Origin of the sequence: Bradyrhizobium sp. 62B (assembly GCF_030272265.2) — a bacterium.
GTDB lineage: Bacteria > Pseudomonadota > Alphaproteobacteria > Rhizobiales > Xanthobacteraceae > Bradyrhizobium.
Window position 1 is genome coordinate 2,120,525 of sequence record NZ_CP092841.2, and the last position, 17,527, is coordinate 2,138,051.

The 17,527-nt window shown below is 64.2% G+C and carries 15 protein-coding genes and 2 pseudogenes; 8 read left to right on the forward strand and 9 right to left on the reverse strand.

Features of this window, described 5'->3' with window-relative positions; genetic code table 11:
- Positions 1 to 11: 11 nt before the first annotated feature.
- Positions 12 to 461 (reverse strand): (2Fe-2S)-binding protein, encoded by a 450-nt coding sequence (locus ML401_RS10070; RefSeq protein ID WP_285811763.1) that lies wholly within the window; start codon positions 459 to 461, stop codon positions 12 to 14.
- Between the two features lie 305 nt (positions 462 to 766).
- Here ML401_RS10070 and ML401_RS10075 point away from each other — a divergent pair, with 305 nt between their 5' ends.
- On the forward strand, positions 767 to 2,386 hold the full coding sequence (locus tag ML401_RS10075) for a B12-binding domain-containing radical SAM protein (protein ID WP_285811765.1): 1,620 nt from the start codon (positions 767 to 769) through the stop codon (positions 2,384 to 2,386).
- A gap of 3 nt (positions 2,387 to 2,389) precedes the next feature.
- Here ML401_RS10075 and ML401_RS10080 read toward each other — a convergent pair whose 3' ends face one another.
- Positions 2,390 to 3,778 carry an MFS transporter gene (locus ML401_RS10080; protein WP_285811767.1) on the reverse strand — a complete coding sequence of 463 codons (1,389 nt, stop codon included), beginning with the start codon at positions 3,776 to 3,778 and terminating at the stop codon, positions 2,390 to 2,392.
- 168 nt (positions 3,779 to 3,946) lie between these two features.
- On the opposite strand from ML401_RS10080, the gene ML401_RS10085 reads away from it, so the two are divergent.
- Both ML401_RS10085 and cax read left to right on the forward strand, forming a co-directional pair.
- Complete coding sequence (locus ML401_RS10085; protein WP_285811770.1) at positions 3,947 to 5,008, forward strand: isocitrate/isopropylmalate dehydrogenase family protein; 1,062 nt, start codon at positions 3,947 to 3,949, stop codon at positions 5,006 to 5,008.
- A 301-nt stretch (positions 5,009 to 5,309) separates the two neighbouring features.
- Positions 5,310 to 6,408: pseudogene (gene cax / locus ML401_RS10090) on the forward strand (calcium/proton exchanger).
- Between the two features lie 50 nt (positions 6,409 to 6,458).
- On the opposite strand, the gene ML401_RS10095 reads toward cax, so the two are convergent.
- The 6 genes from ML401_RS10095 to ML401_RS10120 all read right to left on the reverse strand — a co-directional run bounded on the left by ML401_RS10095 (position 6,459) and on the right by ML401_RS10120 (position 9,845).
- A complete protein-coding gene (locus tag ML401_RS10095) occupies positions 6,459 to 6,734 on the reverse strand; it encodes a hypothetical protein (RefSeq protein WP_285811772.1) in 276 nt (91 codons plus the stop codon).
- A gap of 13 nt (positions 6,735 to 6,747) precedes the next feature.
- Positions 6,748 to 7,179, reverse strand: a complete 432-nt coding sequence (locus ML401_RS10100) for a pyridoxamine 5'-phosphate oxidase family protein (RefSeq protein WP_211417881.1) — start codon at positions 7,177 to 7,179, stop codon at positions 6,748 to 6,750.
- Between the two features lie 120 nt (positions 7,180 to 7,299).
- Positions 7,300 to 7,476 (reverse strand): hypothetical protein, encoded by a 177-nt coding sequence (locus ML401_RS10105; RefSeq protein WP_018322718.1) that lies wholly within the window; start codon positions 7,474 to 7,476, stop codon positions 7,300 to 7,302.
- Positions 7,477 to 7,488: 12 nt separating this feature from the next.
- Positions 7,489 to 8,289, reverse strand: a complete 801-nt coding sequence (locus ML401_RS10110) for an ATP-dependent Clp protease proteolytic subunit (protein ID WP_285811776.1) — start codon at positions 8,287 to 8,289, stop codon at positions 7,489 to 7,491.
- A 17-nt stretch (positions 8,290 to 8,306) separates the two neighbouring features.
- Positions 8,307 to 9,020, reverse strand: coding sequence for a hypothetical protein (locus ML401_RS10115; RefSeq protein WP_285811778.1), 714 nt, complete (start codon positions 9,018 to 9,020; stop codon positions 8,307 to 8,309).
- Positions 9,021 to 9,101: 81 nt separating this feature from the next.
- Positions 9,102 to 9,845 carry an SDR family NAD(P)-dependent oxidoreductase gene (locus ML401_RS10120; RefSeq protein WP_211418308.1) on the reverse strand — a complete coding sequence of 248 codons (744 nt, stop codon included), beginning with the start codon at positions 9,843 to 9,845 and terminating at the stop codon, positions 9,102 to 9,104.
- 138 nt (positions 9,846 to 9,983) lie between these two features.
- Between ML401_RS10120 and ML401_RS10125 the strand changes: the two genes are divergently transcribed.
- The 5 genes and pseudogenes from ML401_RS10125 to ML401_RS10145 all read left to right on the forward strand — a co-directional run bounded on the left by ML401_RS10125 (position 9,984) and on the right by ML401_RS10145 (position 16,155).
- Positions 9,984 to 10,754, forward strand: a complete 771-nt coding sequence (locus ML401_RS10125; protein ID WP_194406865.1) for a methyltransferase domain-containing protein — start codon at positions 9,984 to 9,986, stop codon at positions 10,752 to 10,754.
- A gap of 196 nt (positions 10,755 to 10,950) precedes the next feature.
- Complete coding sequence (locus ML401_RS10130; protein ID WP_194406866.1) at positions 10,951 to 11,952, forward strand: DctP family TRAP transporter solute-binding subunit; 1,002 nt, start codon at positions 10,951 to 10,953, stop codon at positions 11,950 to 11,952.
- Between the two features lie 155 nt (positions 11,953 to 12,107).
- Positions 12,108 to 12,581, forward strand: a pseudogene (locus ML401_RS10135) (TRAP transporter small permease); the annotation flags it as partial.
- 222 nt (positions 12,582 to 12,803) lie between these two features.
- The gene (locus ML401_RS10140; protein WP_249131519.1) at positions 12,804 to 14,084 is read left to right on the forward strand and encodes a TRAP transporter large permease; all 1,281 of its coding nucleotides are present in this window, start codon (positions 12,804 to 12,806) and stop codon (positions 14,082 to 14,084) included.
- Between the two features lie 142 nt (positions 14,085 to 14,226).
- Complete coding sequence (locus ML401_RS10145) at positions 14,227 to 16,155, forward strand: alkyl/aryl-sulfatase (RefSeq protein ID WP_212065389.1); 1,929 nt, start codon at positions 14,227 to 14,229, stop codon at positions 16,153 to 16,155.
- A gap of 63 nt (positions 16,156 to 16,218) precedes the next feature.
- On the opposite strand, the gene ML401_RS10150 is transcribed toward ML401_RS10145, so the two are convergent.
- Positions 16,219 to 17,289, reverse strand: a complete 1,071-nt coding sequence (locus ML401_RS10150) for a glycosyltransferase family 4 protein (protein WP_212065388.1) — start codon at positions 17,287 to 17,289, stop codon at positions 16,219 to 16,221.
- Positions 17,290 to 17,527 lie beyond the last annotated feature (238 nt).

Sequence of the window (17,527 nt, forward strand, 5' to 3'; positions counted from 1 at the left end):
GCGCGGCTCCTTTAGGCGCTGGCGATCGTGTGGATCGCTTCGCGCACCTGCTGGAAGGTGCCGCAGCGGCAGATATTGGTGATGGCCTCGTCGATGTCGGCGTCGGTCGGTTTCGGCTTCTCGGTCAGCAGCGCCGCCACCGCCATGATCATGCCGCCCTGGCAATAGCCGCATTGCGGCACGTCCTGGGCGATCCAGGCTTCCTGCACCTTGTGCAGGGTGCCGCCCGAGGCGAGCCCCTCGATCGTGGTGATCTTCTTGCCCTCGGCCTCGCTGACCGAGACGCCGCAGGAGCGGGTGGCGACGCCTTCGATGTGAACCGTGCAGGCGCCGCATTGTGCAATGCCGCAACCGTATTTGGTGCCGGTCAGGCCGGCATTCTCGCGAATCGCCCAGAGCAGCGGCGTATCCGGCTCGACGTCGAGAGTGAAGGTTTTTCCGTTGATTATTAGGTTTGCCATCGCAGTCCCCTGATTGGCCCAATCCACCGATTGAACGCAGGCGCGCAATGTGTCCGGCAAACTGGAACTGTTCAAATCAACAGTCCGCGGGGTGGCTGCCGAAAATTTTCGCGGGCGTGGGAAGATCATGGGCCAAGCGGGGTCATGGCCGAAGCCCGCCCGTGCCCGAGCGGAGGCTTCTCTCTCGCCGCCAACAGGCGGCCTGAGACGACGTTCCGGTGTTCCGCCCGGCGTAATTTGCCACCAATGTCGGGATGCAAGTCGGCGATGCTTTGCTACACTGCGAACGACGCCAGAGGAGTTCCATGATCGTGCCGAGCCCCTGCAACGTGCTGATGCTCTATCCGCTGTTCACGGCGGAATCGTTCTGGAGCTTCGGCGAATCCTGCAAGCTGATGGGCGTCCGGCGTCCCGCCGCTCCTCTCGGTCTGATCACGGTCGCCGCGATGTTGCCGTCGAGCTGGACCGTCCGGCTGATCGACTGCAACACGCAGGCGTTCGGTGACGACGATCTCGCCTGGGCTGACGTCGTCTTCACCGGCGGCATGTTGCCGCAGCAGGCGGATACGCTGCGCCTGATCGACAAATGCCGTGCGGCGGGCAAGCCGGTTGTCGTCGGCGGTCCCGATCCCACGTCGAGCCCCCACGTCTATGAGAACGCTGACTTCCGCGTGCTCGGCGAGGCCGAGAGCGTCATCGACGAATTCATCGCGGCCTGGGAGGGCGGGGCGCGCTCCGGCGTCTTCACCGCGCCGAAATTCCAGGCCGACGTCACCAGGACGCCGGTGCCGCGTTTCGACCTCCTGAAGTTCGAGGACTATCTCTATCTCGGTGTGCAATATTCGCGCGGCTGCCCGTTCACCTGCGAGTTCTGCGACATCATCGAGCTCTACGGCCGCGTGCCCAGGACCAAGACGACCGAGCAGATGTTCGTCGAGCTCGAGACGCTCTACAACATGGGCTACCGCGGCCATCTCGACTTCGTCGACGACAATTTCATCGGCAACAAGAAGTCGCTGCGCCAGTTCCTGCCGCAGCTGGCCGAGTGGCAGCGCGCCCACAACTATCCGTTCGAGCTGTCGACCGAGGCGTCGGTCAATCTCGCCGACGATCCTGAATTGCTGGAGCTGATGGGCGCCGCCAATTTCTTCGGCATCTTCGTCGGCATCGAGAGCCCCGATCCCGCAACGCTGGTCGCGATGCGCAAGAAGCAGAACACGCGGCGCAACATCGCGGAGAGCATCCACAAGATCTACGCGGCCGGCATGCTTGTTACCGCCGGCTTCATCGTCGGCTTCGACAACGAGAAGGTCTCGATGGCGGAAGCGATGATCGACTTCATCGAGGAGGCCGCGATTCCGGTCGCCATGGTCGGGCTACTGTATGCGTTGCCGAACACGCAGCTGACGCGGCGGCTCGCCAAGGAGGGCCGGCTGCATCCGGATCATGACCTGGCTTCGACGACGGGCGGCGACCAGTGCACCGGCGGCATCAATTTCGATCCGGTGCGGCCGCTGCGCGACATTCTGACGGACTACAAGACCGTGCTGGAGCGCGTGTACAGCCCGGCGGCCTACGCCGGCCGCGTCGACAAGCTGATGACGCTGCTCGACCGCTCCAGGCAGCGCCATGAGCTCGCCGAGGGCGACATCCGCGCCAGGGTCGGCGCGATGGAGACCGTGCACAAAGTCGTCACCGCCATTCCCGAGGCGCGCGGGCCGCTGTGGCAGACCTTCATGAATTGCGCCAAGCGTGACACGTCGTCCGCGCGGATCGCGGTGCAGATGATCGCGGCCTATGCGCATCTCGGGCCGTTTTCGCGAAAGGTCATCGATGCCATCGATGCACGCCTGGCCGCGCTGGACGACGAGACGATCGTTCCGGCGGCGGCCGTCGACGTGACGGCGGCCCGCCATTTGGCCTGAGGATTACTTCACCGCCAGCCGCAGGAAGCTCATCACGCTGCCGAGAGCGGCAAAGCCGGCACCGAGCGCCAGCGCCAGCGTTGCGCCCTCGTGGCCGGCGAGCGCGAAGCAGGCCGCGGCAAGCGCGGCGCCCGTCGTCTGTCCCGTCAACCGCGCGGTGGCGACGATGCCGGAGGCGCTGCCGCTGCGATGCGGCGGCGCGCTCGACATCACCGCCTTCATGTTCGGCGCCTGGAAGAACCCGAAACCCATGCCGCAGATCACCATCCGCCAGATGATGTCGGCAATGGCGGGGTTGGCCGGCAGTGTCGCGAGCAGCGTCATGCCGAGGCCAAGCAGCACGAGGCCGATGCCGCCGAGCAGGCCGACCGCATGGCGGTCGGACAGGCGCCCGGCGATCGGCGCCATGATGCCGACCACGAGCGGCCATGGCGTCATGAAGACGCCGGTCTCGACCTGCGAGCGGCCGAGCACGTCCTCGAAATAGAACGGCAGCGAGACGAAGGCGAGGCCCTGCACGGCGAAGGAGCACACGGCCGTCGCCGCCGACAGCGCGAACATCGGCCGGGCGAACAGGTCGATCGGCAGCATCGGCGCCGGATGATCGGCATGCCGGCGCGTCAGGATCAAGCCGAGCGCGAGCGCGGCGACCAGCTCGATGCCGACGACGACAGGCGAGAGATTGTGCGCGGCGCTGCCGATGCCGGTGATGAACAGGCCGAGGCAGGCCGACGCCAGCACCGCGCCGAGGAAATCGAAGCCATGATCGGCGCGCGGCGTCTTCGGCAGCATCGCAAAGCCGATGCCGATCGCGACGAGGCCGAACGGGATGTTGACGGCGAACAGCCAGGGCCACGGGCCGAGCGCGAGAATGGCGGAGGCGATCGACGGCCCGAACGTGAAGGCGGTCGCGACAACAAGCGCATTGTGGCCAAAACCGCGGCCGAGCATCCGGCCCGGATAAACGAAACGCACCAGTGCCGTGTTGACGCTCATGATGCCGCTCGCACCTAGGCCTTGCAGCGTGCGCGCGACCAGGAGGCTCTCCAGCGACCACGCCACCGCGCAGAACAGCGAGGCGATGGTGAACAGGATCAGGCCGCCGAGATAGATGCGCTGGTGCCCGACGATCTCGCCAAGCGCCCCGAGCGGCAGCAGCGTCGCCACCAGTGCGATCTGGTAGACGTTGACCACCCAGACCGACTGCTCCGGCGAGACATGCAGGTCGGCGGCGATGGCGGGCAAGGCGATGTTGGCGATCGCAGTGTCGAGCGAGGCCATCGCCAGCGCGGTGAAGATCGCCGCGATCGCCCAGCGGCGCTGGGCGGCCGGAAGGCCATCGGCGATGGGATGATCGGGCTCGCGCGCGGCGGCAGGTAACGTGATTGTCATTGCGTTCGCGCGTTGCTCCGGCGGCCTCGCTGAGGGGACATTGGCATGTACTACGGCCCGCGCTGCTTCCACAGGCATATGCGTGCATGATGTGTATGCGCGAAGGCTGGGCGATGGTGCTTCGCGCGGGCGTATGATCGCGCCAGCTGCTGCAACGAGGGAAGCGCCATGCAAATCGTCGTTATGCCCGGTGATGGCATCGGACCTGAGATCACGACCGCGACGACGGGCGTGCTGCGCGCAGCGTCCGAGCGCTTCCAGCTCAACCTGCGCCTCGAGGAGCATGCGGTCGGGCATGCCAGCCTGAAGCTGTCAGGCACCACGGTGCGGCCAGAGCTGCTCGACATCGTCCGGGCCGCCGACGGCCTGATCCTGGGCCCGACCGCGACATTCGACTTCAAGGACGAGGCGCGTGGCGAGATCAATCCGTCCCGTCATTTTCGCAAGAACCTCGACCTCTACGCCAATATCAGGCCCGCGCGCACTTATGCGGGGAGGCCGGGCCGCATCAGTGATTTCGACCTCGTCGTGGTCCGCGAGAACACCGAGGGTTTCTATGCAGACCGCAATCTGGAGCAGGGCAATGGCGAGATGCTGGTCACGCCTGACGTCGTGATCTCGCTGCGCCGGATCACGCGGCTGTGCTGCGAACGCATCGCCCATGCCGCCTGCCGTCTGGCGATGAAGCGGCGCAGGCATCTCACCATCGTGCACAAGGCCAATGTGCTCAAGATCGGCGACGGCATGTTCCTCGACATCTGCCGCGAGGCGGCGAAGGCCTATCCCGGCCTCGCGGTCGACGACATCCTGGTCGATGCCATGATGGCGCATGTGGTGCGCAGTCCCGACCGTTTCGACGTCATCGTGTCCACCAACATGTTCGGCGACATCCTGTCCGATCTTACGGCCGAACTCTCCGGCAGCCTCGGCCTCGGCGGCTCGCTCAATGTCGGCGAGCGCTACGCCATGGCGCAGGCCGCGCATGGCTCGGCGCCCGATATCGCCGGACAGGATGTCGCCAATCCGATCTCGCTGATCCTGTCGACCGCGCTGCTGCTCGCCTGGCACGGCGAGAAGACGGGCGCCGTCCGCTATGAAGAGGCCGCGCGTGCGATCGAGGCTGCGGTGGCCAAAGCGATCGGCGATGGCAGGGCGACGCGGGATGTCGGTGGCAAGCTCGGCACCATCGCGGCGGGGGCGGCGATTGCGGAGATCCTGCAGGCGGGGTGAGGCTCCAGACCAAAAAGTCGAAAAACAACCCCATGCACAGTAGAAGTCCCTTGATTGATAAGGGATTTTCGAAACGTTTCCGCGAGGGGGCGTCCGCAGCCGCGATCAAGTTGACCCGTCGGGCAAAACACTGAGCCGCTGCCTGGCCCTGGGGAGTGGGGCACGGTGCACTCCCACCTCAGTTGCCCGGGTCGGTCGCCAATGGCGACGCGCATCTGTCGGCCGACGTTGAGCCAGATCAACACTCCCGCAGCAAGCTCGCGGACCTTTCCATGAGGCATCGATGGAAAGAGCGGCCGACATGCAGATCCTACTCAGGGAAATCCGGAATACTCCTTTGCTCTGGATGCTGGTGTTCGTGCCCATCGTGCTGGTGGCCGAGAAGGCGGCCCCGCATTCCCACACGCTGCTGTTCGTGCTGGCCGTGCTTGCCATCGTGCCGCTCGCGGCCCTGCTCAGCCATGCCACCGAGGCGGTCGCCGCGAAGACAGGCGATGCCGTGGGCGGACTGCTCAATGCCACGCTCGGCAATCTCACCGAACTGATCATCGCCATCACCGCGCTGCGCGCAGGCCAGTACATGCTGGTGAAGGCCTCGATCGCGGGCGCGATCGTCACCAACGCGGTGTTCATGCTGGGGGCCTGCCTGCTGCTCGGCGGCTTGCGCTACCACGTGCAGGAGTACAACCGCGCCGGCGCGCGGCTCTCGTCGGGCCTGCTGTTGATGGCAACCGTGGCGTTGCTTGCGCCTTCGGCGGTCGCCGATCTCGAGCACCTGCCACCGGACGGGGGCGTCCTGAACAAGCTCAGCCTCGGCATTTCAATCCTCCTGATCCTCGCTTACGCACTCGGTTTGTGGTTCTCGCTCGTGACCCACAAGGAATTGTTCGCCAGCGCCGATCACGGCGACGACAAGGAGGCGCACTGGCCGATTGGATTAGCCGTGGGCACGCTGCTGGTCGTCACCGTGCTGGTCGCGCTGGTCAGCGATCTTCGTGGAATCAGTGCAGAAGGCGGCGGAAACCTTCGGAATGAGCCCGGCCTTTGTCGGCTTCATCGTCGTCTCGCTGGTCGGCGCCGCCGCCGAATTCGCGGTGGCGTTCGGTGCGGCGCGCAAGGACCGGCTCGACATGGCCGTCAGCATCGCGCTCGGCAGCGCCTCGCAGATCGCGCTGTTCGTCGCACCCGCGCTGGTGCTGCTCAGCTATGTCGTGGGGCCGAAGCCGATGGACCTGCAGTTCTGGCCGGGCGCCGTCACCATGGTGATGATCGCGACGGTCACGTCGGCCTACATCACCGCCAGCGGCCGCTCGGCATGGTTCGTCGGCGCGCTGATGATCTTCATCTATGCGGTTTTCGCGCTGACGCTCTATGTGGTGCCGCCGGCGGGCCAGGGATGAAGGGCGTTCGTCCGTCCTGAGGGTCACCCCGGCAGGTCATGTCCAAGGCTTCACAGCAGAACGGTCGTGACCACATAGACGACGATGGCGGCGCCGAGACAGCGTCGCCACGGATTCACGCCGCGAAAGATCTCGTCGGCGCCCCAGATGATCAGTCCGGCTTTCATGACGATCGTCAAAGCGACGCTGGATTTGCCTGCGGCAGGCCAGATCCAAAGCAGAACCCCCGCAACGATCACGATCCAGAGGACGAGAGTCGGCCACTGCGCGATGGTGATGGCACCAGTTTCACGGTTTCTGAAGAACCACTCAAGAAATCGCCGCACGTTCCCGCGCTGGTCAGAGCTTAACCTCACCCTCTTCACCGCCCTTCCAATAAGCGATGCGGTTGGCTTTGACCTTGATCAGGACGAGGCCTGGCGTATCGATGCCGTCGTCGAACCAATCGTCGAGATCGCTGGTCCAATGCTGTTGGAAAGCCGCCTTGTCGCGGATCAGCTCGGCGGTCCCTTCGACGGCGACGTAGATCCCGTTCGAAAACAGGCCCGCTTCCGACGAAAACCCGAGCGCGACTTTCGGATTGCGCTGGATGTCCGACACGGTCCGCGTTTGCTCATAGGCAAAGTAGTAGGACGTGCCGTCATAGGCGACATCGCCGTTGTTGCTCATTGGACGGTTGGCGATCTCGCCGTTCTCGGTGTGGGTCGAAAGAATGGCGATGTCGATCCCGGCCATGTCCTTCGCGATTTCGGCAAGCGACGTCTTGGGCATGAACTTTCCTCCGATGAGGCTGGAGCAACGGCGGGATGAACCTCACGTTCCTCGCTCTCGTATCGCTCAAACAAAAACCGCCCCCGGCTTTGACCGGAGGCGGTGTTGAATCAGATCGGCTCAGTGGCCGGTGCCGGGCTTGGTGGTCTTCGGCGGCTTGCCGTCTTCCATGCGGCCCTCGTTGCGAAGATCGCGCCCCTCCTGGGCCTTGCGCTGGCTCTCGGGATCCTTGCCGTGCTCGTTCATCTCTTCCTTGATGTAACCGGCGCCTTCCTTGATCTTGCCTTCAACGCTCATGATGTTCTCCTTCTATATATGAGAGCTAACGCGTTGGCGGATCGACCGTTCCGGCATAGAGCCGCGCGGATTCGCGAGGAACCCTTCCGACATGCCGCGATTCCGAAATGGGTCAGCCAGCACCGCCTCTATTGGGACGGTGTGACGCCCAGGCTGTCGACGACGCCGGAGCCCTCGTCGACGAGTTGTTGAGCGCTCATCCAGATATCGCGGCCGGGAATCTTCTTGCGCAGTCCCGCGAGCCAGGCGGTGTTGACGCGGCGAATTCCCATGTCCTTGTGGAACAGGTCGTCGGTGGCTTGCGTCTCGAGTCTTCACGACCTCCGCGACCACGGCCCTGTTGGCCTCGCCTAATTCCTGTCGCTTCATCATGTCCCTGGCGCTGCCGGTCAGGCTGGCCTCGTGAAACATGAAGTAGGCGTCGGGATCGGCCACGCGCTTCGTGCCCGCGAGAAAGATCGGAACGCACATGGAGGCACAGACGCCGGCCTTCTGCACGAACGTGTCCATCGCACGGTTGCGGGCGCGGATCGCGGCGACGACCTTGCGGCCGTGCTCGATCGAGCCGCCCGGCGAGTTGAGGACCAGCACGAGCCGGCGTTGATCGGACTTGAATTGATCAAGGGCGGCGCCGACCCGCTCGCTCATGGGCTCCTGGACGGGGCCGCTCCAGCCGAGCAGGATGCGGTCCGGCTCTTCGCTGATAGACAGCGTCTGGCGTGACGCTGCCTCCCTGGAACCAGACGGCATTTGACAGATGCCCCACAGCAGCAAGATGCCGCCCGCACCGAGGACGGTTACGAGCCGTGACATGCTCTACTCGCCCAGGTTCACGAATTGAGCGATCGCCAGAACAGGAGCAGCGAGCCGAAGGTGAACAACGCCACCAGGCCCGCCACGGAAACAAACGATACCGTCCGGTTCCAGAGCTTTGTTTCCGCGGCATAGAGAACCGTGATCGCCGCGCGGTCGGTCGTCGAACGCGCCGGCACCAGGGTTTCCCCGCCGCCGCTGCTGAAGAGCATCATGAACTTGTGGGTCACGGCCGGCTGGTCGGGCCTTGCGACTGAAATGATCTTGGTGCTGCAGAAGGTGATCACGAAGTTCGTTCGCTCGCACTTCCCTTCGGTGGCACGCAGGTCATAGGCAGGTTGCCAGGTGCCGGAAAGGCGATGGTCGCGCAGAATGTCCGCGCCGTAGCTTGCGACCAGCCCGTAGAGCATGGCGCCGCAAGCCAGCAGCGCAACCAGCCAGCGGAGCGGGCTGCCTGTCGCCACTGCAGTCCCGGAAGTGGCCTGGCTGGCTGCGGGCGCGGCGGTTAGGCCGACGTCGAACGTTTGAGCTGCGGCACCAACTCCGGACTGACGCTTGCCGAATGCCATTTCGCTCTCTCCGAACAGGGCAGGTTCGGCTGCTACCTGAGGATGAAAAGCAAAAGATTCGTTTAATTTGTATCCGCGAATTTTCTGAATGCGGCTCGAAGGACGGCTGAAGCACCTGCGAAACCCGAGATGCTCCGTGTCGAAAGCCGTCGTCGGGTTCACGGCGCCCTGCCATCCTACGGGCGTCGTCCAGACTCTCGCCATTCAACTTCCGGTAGCCTTGTTTTGACTTCGCGGTGGTCCCTAGAACTGATACCGCCGCAGTCCCCCGTCCACCGGTATCACCGTGCCCGTGATGTACCGCGCCACGGGTGAAGCCAGGAACACCGCGAGCGCGGCGAGGTCTTCCGGCTCGCCCCAATAGCCGACCGGGATCTCTTCCTCGGCAAAACGCTCGCGATAATCCGGCGGATAGTTGCGGCGGATCTGCTCGCTCATGATGCGGCCGGGCGGAATGCAGTTGATGGTGATGCCGTGCTCGCCGATCTCGCGGGACAGGCCCTTGGCCCAGGCGTGCACCGCGGCCTTGGCGGCGAACGCGGCGTTGAGGCCCTCCGGCTCGGACTTGCCGGTGATGTTGACGATGCGGCCCCATTTGCGTTCGATCATCTGCGGCAGCAGCGCATGCGCGATGCGGCGGTAGCTGGTGAAATTCAGCGCGATCGCCTCGTCCCATTTGCTGTCGGGTGCATCGACCGGCAGCGGCCGGCTGCCACCGGCGTTGTTGATGAGGATGTCGACATGGCCAAGCTCCTTCAACGCGAAGGCCGCGATCTTCTCCGCCGCGTCCTTGGCCATGACGTCCTGCTCGAACGGCGTGATCAGCCCGCCGCCGACCTCCTGCACCAGCTCGGCGAGCAGATCGGTGCGCCGCGCCACACCGACGACGCGCACGCCTTCAGCGGCGAGGCCCTTGGCGATGGCACGGCCGATGCCGATGCTCGCGCCGGTGACAACAGCGGTTTTCGATTTGAGCCCGAGGTCCATGGTCACACGCTCTCTTGTTGGTTTTTGCGCCGTCCGTTTCCTGCCCATCCCGCGGGCCTTGAATTGCCTCCGCGGGACGAGCAGTGGTAACCAAGAGCGACGTTGAAGGAAACACGAAAAAGAAAAGGCACCTGAGCGATGGTCTGGGATCCGCAGCAATATCTGAAATTCTCCGGCCACCGGCTCCGGCCCGCGGTCGACCTCCTGATGCGGATTCCGGATTTCGGCCCGCGCGAGATTGCCGATCTCGGCGCGGGCGCCGGCAACGTGACCAAGCTCATCAAGGAGCGCTGGCCGGCCGCGGCGGTGACGGGGGTCGAAGGCTCGGCCGAGATGGTTGCCGCGGGCCGCAAGGCCGCACCCGACGTGGAATGGTCGCATGAGGACCTCGGCCATTGGCGTCCCGCCAGGCAATACGACTTGATCTATTCCAATGCCGCACTGCACTGGCTGCCCAATCACGCGGCATTGTTTCCGTCGGTGATGGAGAAGGTGAAGCCTGGCGGCATGCTTGCGGTGCAGATGCCGCGCAACTTCCTGGCGCCCTCGCACGTGCTGATCGGCGAGACGGCGCTGGATGGTCCGTGGCGGTCCAAGGTCGAGCATCTCGTCACCCCGCCGCCGGTCGAGGGGCCGGCCTTCTACCACGATCTTCTGGCGCCGATGTCCGATAACATCGACATCTGGGAGACCGAATATCTGCAAGTGCTCGAAGGCGAGAATCCCGTCAAGGAATGGACCAAGGGGACCTGGTTGACGCGCTATCTCGACGTGCTGGCGGACGATGAAAAGATCGCATTCGAGGCCGCCTATGGGATGCGCGTTGCAAAGGCTTATCCGAAGAATGCGGCGGGGCAGACCCTGTTCCCGTTCCGCCGTCTCTTCATGGTGGCCCAGCGCAAGGGCTGATGCATTGCCGCAATGCGACATAAGCGCTCGTTCGGAAGGCCGGGCGCGCGTGCCGGGTTGCGCCGACCGCACCCGTCAAGCTAGCTTGGCTGCGGCAAATTGGGCTTAGGTCTAGTTGTTCGGCTTGCGGATTGCTGCCACTACTGACCTGTAAAACAAAAAGAACCCGGTCTTCGAGGTTGTTGGGGAGGTCTTCATGCGCAAACTGCTTCTCGCGGTCGCTGCGGCCGCGTTGGTTCTGGCCCCTGCCGTTGCGCAGGCCCAAAATCCGATCGTCATCAAGTTCAGTCACGTCGTCGCCAACGACACCCCAAAGGGGAAGGGCGCGCTGAAATTCAAGGAGCTTGCCGAGAAATACACCGACGGCAAGGTCAAGGTCGAAGTCTATCCGAACTCCACGCTCTACAAGGACAAGGAGGAGATCGAGGCGCTGCAGCTCGGCTCGGTGCAGATGCTCGCGCCCTCCACCGCGAAATTCGCGCCGCTGGGCGTCAAGGAGTTCGAAGCACTCGACCTGCCGTGGCTGTTCAAGGACGACCAGACCTATTCCAACGCGATGAAGGGCACGCTCGGCAAGTGGCTGTTCCAGAAGCTCGAGGCCAAGGGCATCACCGGGCTTGCCTATTGGGACAACGGCTTCCACATGCTGTCCTCCAATCGTCCCTTGCTGAAGCCGACGGATTTCCAGGGTCTAAAATTCCGCATCTCCGGATCGAAGATCGCCGACCAATATCTGCGTATCATGGGCTCGATCCCGCAGATCATGGCGTTCTCGGAAGTCTACCAGGCCCTGCAGACCGGGGTGGTCGACGGCTGCGAGAACACCGCGTCCAACTATCTGACGCAGAAGTTCTACGAGGTGCAGAAGGACATCACCGTGTCCTATCACGCCCATCTGCAATACGCCGTCATCGTCAATTCGAAGTTCTGGTCGGGCCTGCCGCCCGATATCCGCACCCAGCTCGACAAGGCGATGGCCGAGGCGTCCGACTACACCAACTCGATCGCGCGCCAGGAGAACGAGGACGCGCTGGCCGAGATCAAGAAGACGGGCAAGACCAATCTGCACTACCTCACCGACGCCGATCGCAAGGCCTGGCAGGAGGCAATGCAGCCGACCTATAAATGGGCCAAGGGCAGGGTCGGGCAGGAGGTGCTCGATCTCGTCGCCAAGGAACTCGACGTCAAGATGAACTGACGGCCGCGGCCCAATAAGAACAACACCAACGGTCGGGGGTGATCGCACTCCCGGCCGTTTCGCTCTTGAACGACGAGTCGATGCTTGGGGGGATCAAGTTGCTGCGTGTGCTGAATCGTTTTCTCGATCATCTCGAGGAGTGGCTGATCGCGACGATGATCGCGGCTGCGACGTCGCTGATCTTCGTCGCCGTGCTGCATCGTTACGGCGCCGGGCTGTCGATCGACATCGCCAAATGGGCGGAAGCCCGCAACCTGGCTTTCCTGTCCGTCCCGGCGCGCGCGGCGTTCGTCTGGCTTGCCGCGCTCGATCTGTCCTGGGCGCAGGAGCTCTGCATCTACATGTTCATCTGGATGGCGAAGTTCGGCGCCGCTTACGGCGTGCGGACCGGCATCCATGTCGGCGTCGACGTGCTCGTCAACATCCTTCCGGGCGGATCGCGCCGCCGCGTCATTACCTTCGGGCTGTTGTGCGGCGCGCTCTTCACCGCCATCGTCGCCTATTTCGGCGCCGCGTTCGTCGGCCAGATGTGGCAGACCGGACAGCAGTCCAACGATCTGGAAGCGCCGATGTGGATGGTGTATCTCACCATCCCGCTCGGCTCCGGCCTGATGTGCTTCCGCTTCCTGCAGGTCGCCTGGTCGTTCTACCACACCGGCGAGCTGCCGCATCACGACATGGCGGGCGTCGAAGGCGTCGAGGTGGACCCGGTGCATCCGGCGCCGGTCACACCCACCCAAGTGGTCCGGGACGAGCGCAGCCCGCTCGGCTGGATCCTGATGCTGCTGCCGGTGCTGATCGTCGCGATCTGCTTCGCGCATGCGGGCCATCTCATCACCTTGCCGCAGGGCCTGCGCGTCGCCATCGTGTTCGCGCTGCTGCTCTCCCTGATGCTCACGGGCATGCCGATCTCGATCGCGCTGGGTCTCACCGTGCTCAGCTTCATGTTCACGCTGACCGATGTGCGAACGGAATCGGTGGCGCTGAAGCTGTTCACCGGCATCGAGAATTTCGAGATCATGGCGATCCCGTTCTTCATCCTCGCCGGCAACTTCCTGACCCATGGCGGCGTGGCGCGGCGGATGATCACCTTCGCGACCTCGCTGGTCGGCCATTGGTACGGTGGTCTCGCTTTGTCGGGCGTGGTGGCCTGCGCGCTGTTCGCGGCGATCTCCGGCTCCTCGCCGGCGACCGTGGTGGCGATCGGCTCGGTGATCCTGCCGGCGATGGTCGCGCAGGGCTTCCCGAAGCGATTCGGCGCGGGCGTGATCACGACGTCGGGCTCGCTCGGAATCCTCATTCCGCCGTCGATCCCGATGGTGCTCTACGCCGTCTCCACCAACAGCTCGGTGGGCAAGCTGTTCATCGCCGGCATCGTGCCGGGGCTTGTGCTTGCCACGCTGCTTGGCATGACGACGTTCTATCGCGCTTGGCGCAACGACTATCCGCGGATGCGAAAGGCCACCTTCCTCGAGCGCCTCGATGCCTTCCGCAAGTCGATCTGGGGCATCCTGCTGATCGTGATCGTGATCGGCGGCATCTACAGCGGCCTGTTCACGCCGACCGAAGCCGCCGCCGTCAGCGCGGTCTATGCCTTCATCGTCGCGGTGTTCATCTACAAGGATTTGAAGCTGCGCGACGTGCCGCGGGTGCTGCTGTCATCGGCGAACCTGTCGGCGATGTTGCTCTACATCATCACCAACGCCGTGCTGTTCTCGTTCCTGATGACCTACGAGAACGTGCCGCAGGCGCTCGCGCAATGGATGATCGACCAGGGCCTGGGGTGGATCGGCTTCCTGCTGCTCGTCAACCTGCTGCTGCTGGTGGCGGGCAATGTGATGGAGCCGTCCTCGATCATCCTGATCATGGCGCCGATCCTGTTCCCGGTCGCGATCAAGCTTGGCATCGATCCCATTCATTTCGGGATCCTGATGACGGTCAACATGGAGGTCGGCCTGTGCCATCCGCCTGTCGGCCTCAACCTCTACGTCGCCTCGGGCATCGCCAAGATGGGGATTACCGAACTCACGGTCGCGGTGTGGCCGTGGCTGCTGACGATGCTGGGATTCCTCGTGGTGGTGACGTATTGGCCCGGCTTGTCGCTGTGGCTGCCGCGGCTGCTGGGGATGTAACAGCGCACACGGTGCCCCCTTTCTCCTTGTGGGAGGGGGGCCTGTGCGTCGCTTCATCCGGGCTACGCATCCTTCCGCCGGCAATGGCAATCATCCGCGAGATGCGGTTAGATGCCGCGCGACAAGCCGGGAGGATGCCAGCATGACTGAACGCAGCGGCGAGCCGAAGGACGCGACACCTTCCGTCATCGCGCAGCAGAACGCGATGCTGAACGCGCTGCCGTTTTCCGACACGCAGGATTTCGACGATGCCGCGCGCGGCTTCCTCGGCACGGTCGAGAACGCAGCGATCACGAACCCGCAAGGGCGGACGGTCTGGAGCCTGCAGCCTTACGGCTTCCTGTCCAATGAAGAGGCGCCGCCCACGGTCAATCCGAGCCTGTGGCGGCAGTCGCGTCTCAACATGCAGCACGGCCTGTTCGAGGTCGTGCCCGGCGTCTACCAGGTGCGCGGGCTCGACATCGCCAACATGACGCTGATCGAGGGCGACAGCGGCGTCATAGTCGTGGACACCCTGACCTCGATCGAGGGCGCGCGCGCCGCGCTCGATCTCTATTTCAGGCATCGGGGGGTGAAGCCTGTTGCGGCCGTCATCTTCACGCACACGCACACCGACCATTGGGGCGGCGCGCGCGGCGTGCTGGAGGAGGATGCGCTGGCAAGTGGCCGCGTGCCGATCATCGCGCCGAATCTGTTCATGGAACATGCCGTTTCCGAGAACATCATTGCGGGGCCGGCGATGCTGCGCCGGGCGCAGTATCAGTTCGGCTCGCTGCTCGCCAAGGGCGCGCGGGGACAGGTCGATTGCGGGCTCGGCAAGTCGATGGCGGCAGGATCGGTCGCGCTGCTGCGGCCGACCGACCTGATCATGGCGACCGGCGATACGCGTGTGATCGATGGCGTCGCGTTCGAATTCCAGATGGCGCCGAACAGCGAAGCGCCCGCGGAGATGCATTTCTTCATCCCGCGCTACAAGGTTCTGAACCTCGCCGAGAACTGCACGCACAATTTTCACAACCTGCTGCCGTTCCGCGGTGCCGACGTGCGCGACGCGCTGGCCTGGTCGAAATATCTGGGCGAGGCCCTGCAACTGTGGGACGGCAAGGCGGAGGCGATGTGCGGCCAGCATCACTGGCCGGTGTGGGGACGCGAGCGCATCGGCACGATGATCCGGCAGCAGCGCGACCTCTACAAATTCGCGCATGACCAGACCATCCGCCTGATGAATCACGGCCTCAACGCCGCCGAGATCGCCGAGACCATCCGCCTGCCGAAGAGCCTGGAGGGGGCCTGGCACGGGCGCGGCTATTACGGCCACATCCGCCACAATGTGAAGGCGATCTACCAGAAATATCTCGGCTGGTACGACGCCAATCCGGTCAATCTCGATCCGCTGCCGCCGGTCGAGTCAGGCAGGAAGTATGTCGCGTATATGGGCGGCGCCGAGGCCATTCTGGCGCGGGCGCGTACCGATTTCGACAAGGGTGAATTCCGCTTCGTCGCCCAGGTGCTTGGCCATCTCGTCTTTGCCGAACCGGATAACACGGCGGCGCGCGATCTGCTTGCCGATACGCTGGAGCAGCTCGGCTACGCCGCCGAAAGCGCGACCTGGCGCAACGCCTATCTGTTCGGCGCGCAGGAGTTGCGGCAGGGCATGCCGAAGGTGCCGGCGCGTCCGCCGATGCCACGCGAGACGCTGGCCGCGCTGCGCACCTCGCAGCTCTGGGACGTCCTGGGTATCCGCCTCAACGGCCCCAAGGCGGAGGGCAAGCACATCGTCTTGAACTGGCGCTTTTCCGACACCGGCGAGAGCTTCGTGCTGAATCTGGAGAATTGCGCGCTGACTTACACCGAGGGCGTGCAGGCGGAAGGCGCCGATGCCAGCTTCACGCTGGCGCGCGCAACGCTCGACGAGGTGATCGCCAAGCTGACGAGCTTTCCGGAAGCCGTCGCCGCCGGCAAGGTCCAGCTCGCGGGCAATCCGATGAAGCTTGCCGAGCTGATGGGCCTGATGGACGAGTTTCCAAGGATGTTCGAGATCGTCGAGCCGAAGCGGACGGTGGTGGTGTAGAGGGCTCGTGTCCCGGGCGCAGCGCAGCGCGTCCGGGACACGAGAGTAGCAAGTGCCTCAGCGCTACTCCGCGCTGCTCACCAGCTTGATCCGCGGCGCCTGTTTTTCGGCGAGGCTACGGTAGGCCGCGAGATAGTCGAGCGCCATGCGCCGCGCGGTGAAGCGCGTCTCGAACTGCTTGCGGATCGCGGCGCGGTCGAGTTGCGCGAGGCGGCTGACGACACCGGCGGCGCTGAGCACGTCCTCGACGATGAAGCCGGTCAGCCCGTCGTCGATGATTTCAGGCACCGAGCCGCGGTTGAAGGCGATGACCGGCGTTCCGCAGGCCATGGCTTCGATCATCACGAGACCAAACGGCTCCGGCCAGTCGATCGGCAGCAGAAGCCCGAGCGCACCGCTCAGGAAATCCGACTTCTCGTGATCGCTGATCTCGCCGATGAACTCCACCAGCGGGTTGTTCTCGATCATCGGCCGGATCAGTTCGTCGTAGTAATCCTGGTCGGCGCGATCGACCTTGGCCGCGATCTTCAGCGGAATGCCGCAATGAGTCGCGATCTTGATGGCGCGGTCGACGCCCTTCTCGGGCGCGATGCGGCCGAGCACGGCGAGATATTCCTGTTTCGCCGGCTTCGGCGTCAGCAGGTTCTCCGGAAGGCCGTGATGAATCGTCGTCACCCAGTTCGCCTGCGGCACCGGCCGCCGCTGCGCGTTGGAGATCGAGATGACGGGCATCTTGGAGAAGGTGTTGAAGACCGGCTGATGCTCCGGCAGATCGAGCCGGCCGTGCAGCGTGGTCAGGAACGGCGTCGGCTGCCGGTGGAACAACGACCAGGGATAATAGTCGAGATGGAAGTGGAGGAAGTCGAATTCCTCGTCGTCACATTTCTGCCGCACGCGCTCCAGCAGCACCATGTGCAACGCATTGGGATCGCGCACGGAACCGTCGAGACGAAGGGCCTTCGGCCACAGCGCATCCAGCTTGGCTGAGGTCTGGGAATCGCCGCTGGCGAACAGCGTCACGTCGTGACCAAGCGCTACCAACTCCTCCGTCAACCAATGCACCACCCGCTCGGTGCCGCCATACAGCTTGGGTGGAACAGCCTCCGTCAACGGAGCTACCTGCGCGATGCGCATCTCACCATCTCCTCTGCGATCATGAAAGTTGAAACCCCCGCCAGTACGGCACCGGCATGCCAGAGAAGGGAACGTTCCCGCAGTTGCGAAGTTCCTCCCTGCGAACGTTACTTATTCGACACGTCCGCGGAGCGTCTCGATGCTGCCACGACATCTTCTCAGATCGTCCGCATCCGCATGTCGTGATCGCCCGGCCCGGGAACCGAGGCGAAGAGGTCGATGTTCAGTCGATCAGTAA